This window comes from Streptomyces sp. NPDC043896, from assembly GCF_056435605.1.
This window is the reverse complement of record NZ_JBWKEE010000052.1, coordinates 1-12,353: the sequence shown is the minus strand read 5'-3', so window position 1 is coordinate 12,353 and position 12,353 is coordinate 1. Positions and strand designations below refer to the sequence as shown.

At 72.8% G+C, this 12,353-nt stretch carries 13 protein-coding genes; 9 read left to right on the top strand and 4 right to left on the bottom strand.

Translation table 11 applies throughout. The features are described 5' to 3' along the window. Positions 1 to 247 precede the first annotated feature (247 nt). Positions 248 to 1,003: a UTRA domain-containing protein gene (locus AC069X_RS37265; protein WP_478736037.1), complete on the bottom strand. Its 756-nt coding sequence runs from the start codon at positions 1,001 to 1,003 to the stop codon at positions 248 to 250. Between the two features lie 238 nt (positions 1,004 to 1,241). On the opposite strand from AC069X_RS37265, the gene traA reads away from it, so the two are divergent. From traA to AC069X_RS37230, 7 genes are all read left to right on the top strand, one after another. After that, on the top strand, positions 1,242 to 1,781 hold the full coding sequence (gene traA, locus AC069X_RS37260; protein ID WP_478736035.1) for a plasmid transfer protein TraA: 540 nt from the start codon (positions 1,242 to 1,244) through the stop codon (positions 1,779 to 1,781). A 13-nt stretch (positions 1,782 to 1,794) separates the two neighbouring features. Continuing rightward, complete coding sequence (traB, locus tag AC069X_RS37255) at positions 1,795 to 3,798, top strand: plasmid transfer protein TraB (protein ID WP_478736033.1); 2,004 nt, start codon at positions 1,795 to 1,797, stop codon at positions 3,796 to 3,798. Positions 3,799 to 3,978: 180 nt separating this feature from the next. Continuing rightward, positions 3,979 to 4,488: a hypothetical protein gene (locus AC069X_RS37250; RefSeq protein WP_478736031.1), complete on the top strand. Its 510-nt coding sequence runs from the start codon at positions 3,979 to 3,981 to the stop codon at positions 4,486 to 4,488. Then, positions 4,485 to 5,615, top strand: a complete 1,131-nt coding sequence (locus AC069X_RS37245) for a DUF2637 domain-containing protein (RefSeq protein WP_478736029.1) — start codon at positions 4,485 to 4,487, stop codon at positions 5,613 to 5,615. Before AC069X_RS37250 ends, AC069X_RS37245 begins: the two co-directional genes overlap by 4 nt. Continuing rightward, positions 5,612 to 5,761 (top strand): hypothetical protein, encoded by a 150-nt coding sequence (locus tag AC069X_RS37240; RefSeq protein ID WP_478736027.1) that lies wholly within the window; start codon positions 5,612 to 5,614, stop codon positions 5,759 to 5,761. Before AC069X_RS37245 ends, AC069X_RS37240 begins: the two co-directional genes overlap by 4 nt. A gap of 10 nt (positions 5,762 to 5,771) precedes the next feature. Continuing rightward, positions 5,772 to 6,008, top strand: coding sequence for a hypothetical protein (locus AC069X_RS37235; RefSeq protein ID WP_478736025.1), 237 nt, complete (start codon positions 5,772 to 5,774; stop codon positions 6,006 to 6,008). Positions 6,009 to 6,609: 601 nt separating this feature from the next. Further along, positions 6,610 to 8,271, top strand: a complete 1,662-nt coding sequence (locus tag AC069X_RS37230) for a hypothetical protein (RefSeq protein ID WP_478736023.1) — start codon at positions 6,610 to 6,612, stop codon at positions 8,269 to 8,271. A gap of 254 nt (positions 8,272 to 8,525) precedes the next feature. On the opposite strand, the gene AC069X_RS37225 is transcribed toward AC069X_RS37230, so the two are convergent. From AC069X_RS37225 to AC069X_RS37215, 3 genes are all read right to left on the bottom strand, one after another. Continuing rightward, positions 8,526 to 9,569 carry a relaxase/mobilization nuclease domain-containing protein gene (locus AC069X_RS37225; RefSeq protein ID WP_478736021.1) on the bottom strand — a complete coding sequence of 348 codons (1,044 nt, stop codon included), beginning with the start codon at positions 9,567 to 9,569 and terminating at the stop codon, positions 8,526 to 8,528. Next, the gene (locus AC069X_RS37220; RefSeq protein WP_478736019.1) at positions 9,566 to 9,970 is read right to left on the bottom strand and encodes a hypothetical protein; all 405 of its coding nucleotides are present in this window, start codon (positions 9,968 to 9,970) and stop codon (positions 9,566 to 9,568) included. Before AC069X_RS37220 ends, AC069X_RS37225 begins: the two co-directional genes overlap by 4 nt. Positions 9,971 to 10,382: 412 nt before the next feature. Next, entirely contained in the window at positions 10,383 to 10,556 is a 174-nt protein-coding gene (locus tag AC069X_RS37215) for a hypothetical protein (RefSeq protein WP_478736017.1), read from the bottom strand. Between the two features lie 632 nt (positions 10,557 to 11,188). Here AC069X_RS37215 and AC069X_RS37210 point away from each other — a divergent pair. Continuing rightward, positions 11,189 to 11,473, top strand: a complete 285-nt coding sequence (locus AC069X_RS37210; protein ID WP_478736015.1) for a hypothetical protein — start codon at positions 11,189 to 11,191, stop codon at positions 11,471 to 11,473. A 116-nt stretch (positions 11,474 to 11,589) separates the two neighbouring features. Next, the gene (locus AC069X_RS37205; RefSeq protein ID WP_478736013.1) at positions 11,590 to 12,048 is read left to right on the top strand and encodes a hypothetical protein; all 459 of its coding nucleotides are present in this window, start codon (positions 11,590 to 11,592) and stop codon (positions 12,046 to 12,048) included. Positions 12,049 to 12,353 lie beyond the last annotated feature (305 nt).

Sequence of the window (12,353 nt, the reverse complement as noted above, 5' to 3'; positions counted from 1 at the left end):
CGACCCGACCGGAACTCTCCGACTGCCCGCAGTCGGAGGCCGGTCCCCCGCCCCTCTGGATGTGGCCGGGGGTGCAGGGGGCGGAGCCCCTTGCATGCCACCGAGGAGAGTTGGCACGGGAGAGGGCCTGAGCGCCCCTCAGGGGCCCGTAGGGGGCTCCGGAGGGTCTCCTGCGCGTCTACGCTCCCGGGGCAGGCGAAAGCCCCCGCTGCTTGCTTCAGCGGGGGCTTTCGGCGTACGGCGGGGCTCAGCCGATGATGTCGAGGGTCACGCGGTGGTGGAGCGGGGCGGTGGTGATCGTCACGTACACCGTGCCGCCGGTGGAGTCCTGGGTGATGTTCACGACGCGGAACCCGGGTGACCCCTCCGGGACTCCGAGAGCCTCGGTCGCGGCGGGGCTCATCGGCTCGGCGGTGATGGCGGCCCGGGTGACTGCCACGTCCCACCCCAGCCAGTCCGCCATGCGGATCTCCTTGGGCTTGGGCGTCGGGGGGGCGCCGACCGGCGCGAGCATGGGAGGGATGCCGTCGTAGCTCTCGGGCCGCTTCGCCGCGATGTCGTACGGGATCACGGTGAGCTTGTGCTGCACGGGGACGCCGTCGACCGACCGAAGCCTGGTGCGCTCCACCACGGGCGAGCCCTCAGGGATGCCCCAGCTCTCCATTTCCTTTGTGGCGGTGATCTGCCGGACGAGGGTGGTCTCCTCGCTGGCCTGCCCGCCATCGTCCGCCGGCCGCCAGGCCTCAGCGGCGCCCAGGTCCGGCGGCGCGAACGTGCCGAGGTGGGCGTCCGCCTTCTTCCCGACCGCCACCGTGGTCCCGCTGCCCGGCTTTGTGCTGACCAGCCCGAGGGCCGCAAGCGTGGCGTACGCGGCGGCGACGGTCTGCTGTGAGGCCTCGTAGCGGGCCGCGGCTTCCCGGACGGCGGGGAGCCGCTCGCGGTACCGGATCTCCCCGGCCTCGATCGCCTTGCGGATCTCCCCAACGATCTCGTGTGTCTGCACGGGTCTCCTCCTGCGGATCGGGTGCCTGGTCTACAGGCTAACTCTGTCAAGCAAGCATGCCGATTGTCTTGACACTCGTCAACGCTCCTACGAACCGTCTTGACGCATCGTCATGAGCGGTCTACCTTCTGGGGTGTTGGCGCTGCTGCGGCGGGGCCGACAACGGCAAAGGGCCCGCCCGGTGCACCCCGGACGGGCCCGCCCCCGAGCGAGATGACCACCCGGAGGCGAGACCAGCATGGCAACCACGAACGTCCCCCCGCAGCCTGGGGCGAACGGCGCGCAGGCGAAGCGGAACAGTACGAAGAACAGCTCCACCCAGTTCACGGGCTTCGCCCCGTCGTTCGGGCTGAACGTCAACGTCAACGGCGGCGGGAACCGCGGGGGCGGCCAGCGCGGCCCGGTGGCTGGCGGCCAGCAGGGCGGCGGCGGATCGCACTTCATCCTCGGCGAGCCCGAGTTCAACTCCACCGAGGACATCCGGAACTACTGCAACCACGTCCGGGCCCTCATGCTCCAGGCAGCAATCGAGATGGCGATGGCCGCGAAGATCCTGGAAGCCCGCCTCGCCCAGGCCCAGAGCCTCCCCGGCGACAACCCGATCCAGGGCCGGATGCGGGCCCGGAAGGTCGGCCGGAAGCTCAAGAAGGCCGCCGACGGCGCGACCGCCTCGGCTAAGGGCGCGGTCGCGGCGTACGGCGCGTTCACCCGCGAGTACGCGGACCTGATGCGCCCGCGCCCGCAGCGCCCCGCCTCCACCAACCCGTTCAAGTACTGAGAGGCGGCGCCCGATGGCCAGCAAGGATCTCGTCCAGCAGCACGAGGACCGCCTCAACTCCGGCTCCTCCACCACCCTCGCCGCCTGGCTCGCGCACCGGGCCAAGCCCTTTGCCCCGGCCTGGGTCGTCACCGGCGCGGTCGGCCTCGCCGGTGGCGGCGCCAACCTGATGTGGGCCGACTCTGCCCCGGCCGGGGTCGGCCTCACCCTCGCCTCGGTCGGCCTGACGGCCGCCGCCTGGTGGGCGGGCAAGAACACCGGCCCGCAGCGCCGCCTCCACTCCGCCATCACCGTGGCGGCCGGGTCGGCGTGGCTCACCTCCGCCGCGCTCGCCGGGCCGCTCACCGGCCCGCTCCCGGACATCTACCTGATGGGCGGCGCCACCCTGGCCCTGTCCTGGAACATCCGGCAGGTCATGCGCTCCTCGGCCGCCGAGACCTCCGGCTCCGACGCAGACAAGGGCCTCCTTGAGAAGGTCGGCCTGGCCCGTACCAAGCTCCGCGACGTCAAGGTCGAGCCGAACCGGGTCACGGTCCCGTACGAGCTGCCCGCCGGCGAACTCACCAACGACGACGTCGCCAAGGCCATCCCCCGCATCGCCTCCGCCCTCGACGTCCCGACCACCGCGATCCGCGTCCAGCACGACCCCGACAGCGCGAGGAAGGGCCAGTTCGTCATCGTGCCCGAGGACATGCTCAAGACCCCGACCATGTGGCCCGGCCCCTTCGCCCCCGCCCAGTCCGTCGCCGTCCCGCTGCGCATCGGCGTCTACGACGACGGCAGCGACCTGGTGCTCCCCCTCCTCGACGCGATCCACATCCTCGTCATGGGGATGACCGGCTCCGGCAAGACCGAGGGCGCCCTCGACGTGATGTTCGAGCTGCTGACCCGCTCCGACGTCGCAGTGTGGCTGGCCGACGCGGCCAAGGCCGGGCAGGACTTCCTGCCGCTGGTGCCCGCGATGGACTGGGCCGCGCTCGACACCCCGTCCGCCGGCGCGATGGTCGCCGCCGTCCAGGCCGTCATCCCCGTCCGCACCGCGTGGCTGCGGGACCACTCCTACCGGGCGTGGGAGCCCGCGGCCGCCGAGCCGCAGACCAGCCCTGCCCACTCCTGCCAGAAGGGCCGTGCCTGCGGCTGCCCCGGACTCCAGTACCTCGTCGCCTGGTTCGAGGAGGCCGCCAAGCTGCTCCGCGACCTCGGCGACGACGTCTTCACCGGCATCGCTCAGGAGGCCCGCTCCGCCGGTGTCTCCCTGATCGTCTCCATGCAGCGTGCCTCCGGCTACCAGCTCTCCACCGACACCAGGGCCAGCCTCCCGGCCGCGATGTGCTTCGGCGTCCGGGGCGACGACGCCGGGTTCGCCCTCCCCGAGGAGGTCCTGGACGCGGGCGCCAACCCGGCCGCCTGGGGCAACAAGCGCAAGGGGTACGTGTACCTCGTCTCGGCCGGGGTGGACGAGGACCTGTACGCCAACCCGGCGCGCACGTTCTGGACCGGCCCCTCCGGCGAGTACGAGAAGGCCGCCGCCTGGTTGGTCAACCAGTTCGCCGGGATCCGCTCCGCCCTGGACGACGTCACCGCCGGCGCCGCCGCCCGGGTCGCGGGCGACCTGTTCACCAACCGCCGCGCTCTGGTCGGCTCCGCCCCGGCCGCGCCGGTGGAGCTCACCGAGGAGCAGGAGTCGGCCCGCGAGATCGCCGGGCTCCTGGACGCCGAGGACGTCGACCTCGACCCGACCGCCGAACTGGAGCCTGTCGAGGCGGACGTCGCGCTCCCGATGGACAAGCCCTCGACGGAGGACGCCCGGGAGCTCCTCCAGGAGCTCGTGGAGATGCTCGCCTCGGCCGGGCCCGGCACGGTCGCGGTGAAGTCCCTCCGGCCGTACCTGGAGCAGCTCGGCCGGGACCGGTCCTGGGTCTCCAAGGAGATGAAGCGGCTCGCGGAGCAGGGCCTCCTCGCCCCCACCGGCGAGGAGGGCGTCTACCGCCTCCTGCCGGTCCTCGCCGGGGTCTGACGGCCCCCGCACACCCGCACACCCCCGCACACCCGCACAGCACGAACCCCCACGTCACACGGCGTGCGGAGAGGGCCGCACACAGGCCCGCACACCCCCACCGCACACCGCCCGCACACCGAAATGCAGCGGGCCGCCCCGGTAGCACCCGGGGCGGCCCCGACGCCCACGGAGGTACCCGTGAACGCCAACCCGCAGTATCCCGCCCCCGACCGCCAGATCACGACCGACGACCTCCTCGCCGCGCTCCTGCCCGACTCCCCCGCCGGCGCCCAGCCGACCGCCCCGGCCCCGGCCGCCCCCGCGGCTCAGCCCGTCCTCGACGTCGCCGCGCTCCTGGAGCTCGCCCGCCGCCAGGGCGCCCTCGAAGCGGTGGTGGCCAAGACCCCGGCTGCGGAAGACAGCGTGTCTTCTCCGATCGTGCCCCGGTGGGCGGTCGGCACGGCCGTGGCCGCCGTCGGCATCGGCGCCGGCGGGATGCTCCTCGGGTTCGCCCTCGACCTGCTCGCCACCGGGGCCGCCGCCGTCGCGGCCGGGATCACCGCCGCCGCGCCCATGCTGATCCTCGGCGCGGTCCTGGTCGCCGCCCTTCTCGGCCGCCGCCCGGGCAAGGGAAGCGGCGGGTTCGAGGTCACGCAGACCGTCGTGCAGACCATCACCAACACCGTGAAGTCGGGGGGCCGCCAGTGATCCGCCTCGACACCCAGCAGCAAGTCGACGCCGCCGAACGCACCCTGCGGCTCACGTGGGTCATCGTCGCCGGGGCCGTGCTGTTCTCGGTCCTCACCGTCACCCCGCTCGTGCAGCGGGTCACCCCGGACGGCTGGGACTGGACCGCGCCGATCCTCCCGCTCGTCGTGGACGCCGCCGTGATCATCGTGGTCCGCGTCGGCACCATCGTTGCCCGCCTCGACGGAGACGCCGGCGGCTGGCCGCTCGCCCTGCGCTGGCTCACCGGCCTCATGACCCTGCTCCTCAACATCGGGGACTCCGCCCTCAAGGGCGACCTCGTCGGCGTCGGCGTGCACTCGGTCGCGCCGGTCCTGCTCATCGTCACGGCGGAGGCCTCGCTCGCGTGGCGCCGCGCCATCACCGCTGCCGTCGTCCGCATCGAGGGCGAGCGGGCCACCGAGCGTGAGCGCGCGGCCCGTGAGCGCCGTGAGCGCGAGGACCGTGAGCGGGCCGAACGGCAGGCCGTACGCGACGCCCAGGAGGCCGAGCGTGAGCGCGCCCGGCTCGCCGACGAGCGCCGCCGTGAGCAGGACCGGCTCGACCGTGAGCACGAGCGTGAGCACGCCGCCCAGCTCGCCCGCGAAGAGCGGGACCACGAGGCCCGGGTGGAGCGCGAGCGCGAGGAGCGTGAGCGGGCCGAGCGCGAGGACGTACGGCGGGCCGAAGCCGACGAGAAGCGGCAGCAGCAGGAGCGCGAGGACCGGCTCCGCCGCGATGAGCAGCAGCGCCTCGACCGTGAGCGCGCCATCCGGGAAGCCGCCCAGAAGCAGGAGCGGGACCGGAAGGCGGCCGAGGCCCGGCGTACGGCTCCGGCGCCCGTGAGCGCCGCCGTGAGCACCCCGCGCCCGGCCGTGAGCGCCGCCGTGAGCACCCCCGCTCACGAGACCGCTCACGAGGCCCCGGCCGCCCAGAAGATGGGCGAGGCCGACGCGCTCGCCGCCGTCGCCGAGGCGGTCCGTGAGGGCCGCTCACAGCGGCAGGTCGTGGCGCTCACGGGCTGGTCGACCGGCTGGGTGGCCAAGCGGTTCAAGGAGCTGGAGAACGACGAGCAGGCCCCGGAGCAGATGGAGATGAGCGCAGCATGAGCACCCCCACGAAGGTCACCATCACCGAGTCCGACGGGGAGATCATCGAGATCATCGTCAGCGACGATGAGACCGCCAGGGAGTATGAGGCCCTGCCCTTCCAGGTGGGCCACATCGTCAACGTCACCGTGACCGACGCCGACTGAGGAGCCCACCATGATCATCGGACGACACACCGACTCCCAGGGCCGCTCCACCGGAGAGCGGATCGCCGCCGTGCAGCGCGCCGGCGAACCTCTCACGGACACCGAACACGCGGCGGCCACGCGTCTGCTCGACGCCATGCTCGACGCGGCGGAAGCCCAGGGCGTCACCCTGGATGACCTGGACTGGGTCATCGACCTCGCGGGCGGCTGCCGCGACGTGATCCGGCACAAGAGCCGCCAGGCCTGACCAGCAACACAGAGCCCCCCACCGGCCGGTGGGGGGCTCTCCTCGGCCCTCGAAACCCCAAGGGCCCCAAGGACGCTCTCGCGTCCTCCCAGTGACGAACCGCCACGTTGTGGCAGGCTCGCCCCAACAGGCTCCAGAAATGGCACGAGCCCGGGTGTGTGAGAGCCCCGGGCCCGCCGCCTCCCGATCTCGCGTCCAAGGCCTGGACGAGACAAGGTGACGTTGCTCGATGAGCGTACGGAAGAACAGCGCTACCTCGCCACAGCGGCCCGCTGTGGAGGGTGTCCGGTGCCCCTGCGGGACCGTGGTTGCTCCTGCTGCCACCGGCCGGCCCCGCCGCTTCTGCTCCGATGCGTGCCGGAAGGCCGCCACCCGAGCAGCCAAGAAGGCTGCCGACGGTGCACGTTCAGGTGTCCGGAAACTGTCCGGAAACTCGGCCCCGTCGGACACAAAAGCCCAGGTCAGCGGGGGTGGGGAGGCGGCCGGAGCGCGCACGGCGGGCCCCTCGGTAACTACATACGAGAAGTGCAACCCCCCCACCCCCGAAACCGACCCCTCCGGGAAGGGTCGTCAGGGGGCCCGGAAGCCGTCCGAGAAGCGGGTGCGCAACGAGCTGGAGACGCTGCGGGAGGGGATGATCGCCCACCGGATCGTGACCGACGAACGGGTGCGGTCCTGCGGCCGGAACCTGGCCGAGGGGTCCGGGGCGGCGACCCTGGAGCTGAACATCACGTCGCGCACGGCGACCTTCGCGGGGCTGTGCCGCTGCGGCAACGTCCACACCTGCCCGGTATGCGCCACCCGGATCCACTCGGTCCGCGGGGACGACGCCGAGACCTTCACGAACGCCTGGATGTCCGCCGGGCACGGCATCGCCATGATGACCGTGACCCTGCGGCACTACGAGCGGATGGCTCTCGGCTCGCTCCGCAAGGGCAACAGGCACGGCCTGGTGGCCGTGCAGCACGACGCGTGGATGATGGCCTTCGGCTCCCTGTCCGGCAAGAACTGGCAGAAGCTCAAGCACAGCTACGGCCTCAAGGGGTGGGCCCGGGCCTGGGAGTGCACGCACTCGCACGCCGCCGGATGGCACCCGCACTTTCACGTGCTGCTCTTCCTCGACGCCCCGCTCAGTGAGGAGGGTGCCCGCGACTTCGAGGCCCGGCTCCGCGACCGCTGGGGCAACGCGGTGAAGAAGGCCGGCGGGTACCAGATCAACGAGCACGGCCTCAAGCTCGACCAGGCCGCTGCGGGCGATGAGTCCAAGCTCGCCCGCTACCTGTTCAAGTACGCCGACGGTCAGGCCCGCTTCACCTCGCTCGCCCAGGAGGTCACCCGCGGCGACCGCAAGAAGGGCAGGCGCGGGTCCCGCACGCCGTTCCAGATCGCGGCCGACGCCGTGGCGTTCCTCGACTCCGGCGACCGCCGCAAGGGCCTGCGGGACCGCTCGATCTTCCAGGAGTACGAAGCGGCCACCTACAACCTGCGCTCGCTGTACTGGTCCAACGGCTTCCGCAAGGTCCTCGCCGAGCTGGTGGAGCTGGAGGAGCGCACCGACGCGGAGATCGCCGCCGCCGACGAGGAGGGGGAGCGGATCCCGGTCTGCGGGTTCCCCTGGGCCACCTGGCACCGGCACGTGCTCCCGGTCCGGGGCCGGGTGCTGGAGCTCAAGCAGGCGGCCGAGGAGCGCGGCGCGGCGGCCGTCCGTGCTCTGGTGGAGTCCTGGGGGCTCGTCTGGGGTGAGGACGTCTGGACCCCGGAGCGGACCGTGAGGGAGGCGCAGGAGCGGGCGGAGGCGGCCCTGGTCCGCACCATGGCTCGCAGGGTCGAGACGGAGCGCAAGGTCGCGGCGCAGCGTGAGGCTCGGGCTGCGGGCGGTACGGGCCGGTCCGACCGGCGCGACGAGGTGCGGGCGGCTGCCCAGCAGAGGCAGGCCGAGCAGCACCGCCTGGACGCTGAGATGGACCGGGACGCCCGGCAGGTTGCCTCCCGGCACGCTGGGGTTCAGCTGGCCGCCGGGCAGGTCGCGGCTACGCAGCAGGCATACCTCGACGGTCCCCAGGGCGAGCGCCGCCAACGGTGGGAGGACTTCACCAGGGCCCTTACCACCGCGCACCAGGTTGAGTCGGCGGCCATCGCGGCTCAGCGCCCCGAGGCCGCGGCCGCCGCAGAGTTCAGAGACCGGCTGCGCGCCGCTCGCCAGGACCCCGAGCGGCAGGCCGAACTGGAGGCCTCGTTGGAGAAGTTCCGCGAGACCGGCTGATCGGCCAGCCATACCGACACGGCCGCCACCTGCAACGGGTGGCGGCCGTTGCCATGCCGTCAGCCCTGGGGACCCGACCCGAGAGCCCGCCGGCCCTTTCTCACGCTCGGGACCTCTGGCTGCTCGTGCTCCTGGTCGTCCTGCTCGAATCGCTCGGCGGGCAGGCGCCGCACGGAGGGTTCCGTGGTCCTGGTGGTGCTGGTCGATGGGCCGGTGCCCAGGATTCGGCGCGGGGTGCTCATCTCCGAATCCTCCTACCTGCCCAGGCCCCTACCCCGGCGGGGCTCCTGATCTGGCAGGTAGGGGGCTGCCCCGGGCGCGGGCTGCGCGGACCACCCCGGCGGCCGGCGGCGTGGGTTCCCCCCGCCGGTCGTGCTCCTGAGCCGCGCGGCGGACGCCACCACCCCCCGCAGGAATTGCAGCTCCTCCGCCGTCACCGGAGGGTCAGACCTCTCCGCGGAGGGTGCCTGCTCCTGCCTGGGCTGCGGCGGGAGCGCGTACGCGATGCGCGGGTCCGGGCGGCCGAGTACCGCGTCGAGCCGCGCCCAGCTGAGGTCTCGGCTGACCTTCGACGCGGACGTCCAGACCTGGCTGCCCTCGGCGTCCTGCCACCCGGGCAGGCTGAACGAGTAGCCCGCCATGCGGCCGGTCTTGGCCGTGTTGGCCCGGTAGGTCACCCCGGCCTCGGTGAGTGCCTGCTCGAACGCGAGCCGTCCGGCGCCGGCGGACGCGTCCCGCGCGGCGCGGATCAGGTCGCGCAGCTGCTCGCGCTCCGGCCGGTCGGCTCCCCGTCGCTGGGCGGCGGCCCGCTCGGGCCCGGACACCTGCGGCGCCTGCCGGTCGCTGCGGGCCTCGGCGTTGACGAGGCCGTGCTCGTGCTCCAGGGCGCGGACGATCGGGCGGGAACGCGCGTAGTCGTGGGAGTCGGAAGCGACTTCGCCGGACCACCGGACCCTGCTCACGGTCAGGTGGATGTGGTCGGCGCCGTGCCGGACGGCCACCCACGGGACGTCGTGGCCCCACATCCTGCCGACGTACTGCTCGGCGATCTGCCCCCACCGCTCGTCGGTCAGCTCGCCGTCCTCGTCGGGGAGGCTGAGGCTGCACCGCCAAATCGGCCGGGCAATGTCGTCCCGCTGGCGGGTGTGGCGGTCGATGATCCGGGCCACCTGCTGGGGGGTGCCCGGCACCGACCCCGCCACGATCCGCGGGTCCTTGTGCTCCTCGCGGTGCCCCGGGCCGAAGTCGTACCGGAGCGCCCCGCCGGCCCGCTTCCCCTTCGTGACCTTGGCGATCACCGGACGTCCGTGACGGCCTGGTGCTCGTCGTCGTCGGCGGTCGCGCGGTCCGGACCGAGGCCGCGCACCGCGAGGGCGGCCCGGCCCACCTCCTCGATGGCGGCCTGGATCGCGGCGTGGAGCTCGCGCTGCTCGTGGCTGTACCTCGTCAGCTGGTTGAGGTTGTTCGCCGCGGCGACGAGTTGGCCGTACGCCGCCTCGTTCACCAGCGGTACGACAGGCACGTCGCCCGGCACTCCGCGGCGACCGGTGAGCGCCTCCGTCACGACGGCCCGCACCCACGCGCCCAACTCGCGTCGGCCGGTCCGGGCCTGCGCCGCGCGCCACTCCTCCAGTTGCTCGGGCGTGATCCGCACCGAGACGCAGTGGCTCCGCTTCTGCCCCGGGATCCCCCGCACCATCTCCGCTCTCCTCCCCTGCTGGTGATCAGTGATCACCAGCGTGCCCGATCCGGCGGAACGCCGTCGGGCTCGGCGGTCCGGCCCGAAGGGGCCGGGCCGCAGGGGCCGGGCCGCAGGCCTGGCGTCGGCCCCGGAGGGGGCCGCGCCTGCCCCGCGGCGACCGAAGGGAGCGGCGGGCGAGCGGCCCATAAGCGAAGCGTTGGGCCATAGCTCGCTCCCAGGAATCCGCGCAGGCCGTCAGCGGCCGTCACGCGCGATTTCTGGGCCTCCCCGGCCCGTACTCGGTCCACTGCCTCAGTGGGGCTGCAGAGGGGCGCTGAGGGCCGCCAGGCCCTCGTGCCCCGGTGCAGCCCCACCCCCGCACCGGGCGATCCCGATGGACCCCTTAGGTCGGCAAGTCCGGGCGCCGGCGCTACCGCTTCTTCCTCCGGTACCGCAGCAGGGTGGCGGCCAACTCCGGCAGCGCGCGCACCACCGAGACCGTCTCCGTACGGTCCGCGCGGCACAGGGCGACGACGCAGACGACGGTCGCGCAGACGATCGTCACCACCAGCACGAGGGGCAGGGCGAGAAGCATCGGGTCCATGATCATTCAGTCCTCCGAGAGAGGCTCCGCCACGGCTGGCGGGAGCAAGGCAGACGGTGGAGGACCGACGGGTTAGACCGGCAACTCCCCCCGATGTCTTCAAGGGAGTCGGTCGCCTGGCACACCGATGCGAATCGCGCGGCGCCCCTCCTGCTCTTGTTATGGGGGGAGTCCGGTACTGGCTTTTCAAGATCACGTATCGGAGATACCTGGGTGCTCCCGACCAAGATCACCGGGTAGCAAGAGGTGTGCTGCTCTCGTCGTGGAGCTCTCGCTCGCCTCCGGCTCATCAGGAATGCCTAGGTGTGTTTTGTAGCAAGTTTTGTAGCATGGCCGCTAATGCATGAGGTGTGGTCGTGTTGATCTTGTTGCGGTGGGCTCAGTCTCGCGTGCACGCGAGTGCACGAGCACGTGTGCACGCGTTGGCTGCTGCCGGTCCGCTGAGGGGGAGACCGGTGGGGATGCGGGTGGGGGAAACTGCGGGGGATGGGTGGGGGTGAAACTGCCGGGGAGGTGGCGACCGGTGAGGTCCTGCACAACGGCTGGTCGGAGTGCCCTCGGTGACTGGTGACTAGCCGGACAGAGTCATGTGGGGATGGGGTGGAGGGTGACCTCGGCTCGTTGGGCAGGGCATGGAGACGCAGCAGCGGCAGGTGCCGTTCGGGATGCGGGTCGGGGTAGCGGTGACGTACGTCCGGTGCGCGGAGTGCGGGGCGATCGGTGAACTCGTGCTCGATGACGGCCGCCTCGACCTGGCGGTGACGAAGGCCGACGCCCACGTCCGCGCGCGGCACCCGGAGGCGAGCGTCCCCGAGACGCTCCAGTTCGTGCCCGACCGCTGCTTCCCGCCGGCCGACGTCGTCGACGTCGCCGAGTGGGTCGCGGAGTACAACGCCCGGACGGACCTCGGGATGTAGGGCTGCGGGCCGTCGGCGGGAGGAGCTGCTCGTCGCCCTGGTGCTCGTTGGTGATGGAGGCATGCGTGGCGCCGTCGGTGTCGGCCGGGGCGGGCGGGCCGCGTACGGTCGGGCTCATGACGAAGTACGAGATCCCCCGGGACGGTACGGGCCAGCGGGTGTGCGAGCACTGCCAGCAGAAGCCGGTGCCGGAGTCGCTGGGCACCAAGCCGCGGCGGTACTGCTCCCGGAACTGCCGCCAGCGCGCCTATGAGGCGAGGAAGACACGCGAGGCGATCGTCACGGCCGTCGCCGTGGCCGTCGCTCACGACCGAAGAACGTCACGTGACCCTGAAGGAACGTCACGTGACGACGCCCAGGAGGCGTCACGTGACGTTCTTCGGGGTGGGTCCGCTGCCGCGATTCCGGCGCCGGCCGCCGAGCCGGGGGCGCCCTCGGCCGCTGGGTCGGCGCCGGCGGCTGCTGAGGACGGCGTGCTGTTCGAGCTGCCTCCGGCGCTGGGGAAGTCGCAGGGGGAGGGTTCGGCTCGGAGCTGGGCGGAGTGGATAGGGCGTCTGGCCGCGAGCAAGGAGTAGGTCTCGGCCTGGTGCGCCCGCACCAGGGGGAGGGCCTGAGCGGGGGGTCCCTCCGGAGCGGCGGCAGAGCGCAGCTCCAGAGCGCGCCGTTCGTCGGGGTGTCCAGGATCGGGCTTGCCCGACCGCGCTTGCGCGGCGCCGTAGGCGTCCTGGATGCCCCGGCGGGCGGTGTGCTGGCCTCCGGTGCCGTCGCTCCGGAGGGACCCCCCGCGACCCGACCGGAACTCTCCGACTGCCCGCAGTCGGAGGCCGGTCCCCCGCCCCTCTGGATGTGGCCGGGGGTGCAGGGGGCGGAGCCCCTTGCA

What these genes read in the sequence shown, in the direction of transcription:
- traA (WP_478736035.1), top strand. Translation starts at nt 1,242, where the DNA reads ATGGCAACCACGAACGTCCCCCCGCAGCCTGGGGCGAACGGCGCGCAG.
- traB (WP_478736033.1), top strand. Translation starts at nt 1,795, where the DNA reads ATGGCCAGCAAGGATCTCGTCCAGCAGCACGAGGACCGCCTCAACTCC.
- AC069X_RS37240 (WP_478736027.1), top strand. Translation starts at nt 5,612, where the DNA reads ATGAGCACCCCCACGAAGGTCACCATCACCGAGTCCGACGGGGAGATC.
- AC069X_RS37235 (WP_478736025.1), top strand. Translation starts at nt 5,772, where the DNA reads ATGATCATCGGACGACACACCGACTCCCAGGGCCGCTCCACCGGAGAG.
- AC069X_RS37220 (WP_478736019.1), bottom strand. Translation starts at nt 9,970, where the DNA reads ATGGTGCGGGGGATCCCGGGGCAGAAGCGGAGCCACTGCGTCTCGGTG.
- AC069X_RS37215 (WP_478736017.1), bottom strand. Translation starts at nt 10,556, where the DNA reads ATGGACCCGATGCTTCTCGCCCTGCCCCTCGTGCTGGTGGTGACGATC.
- AC069X_RS37210 (WP_478736015.1), top strand. Translation starts at nt 11,189, where the DNA reads ATGGAGACGCAGCAGCGGCAGGTGCCGTTCGGGATGCGGGTCGGGGTA.
- AC069X_RS37205 (WP_478736013.1), top strand. Translation starts at nt 11,590, where the DNA reads ATGACGAAGTACGAGATCCCCCGGGACGGTACGGGCCAGCGGGTGTGC.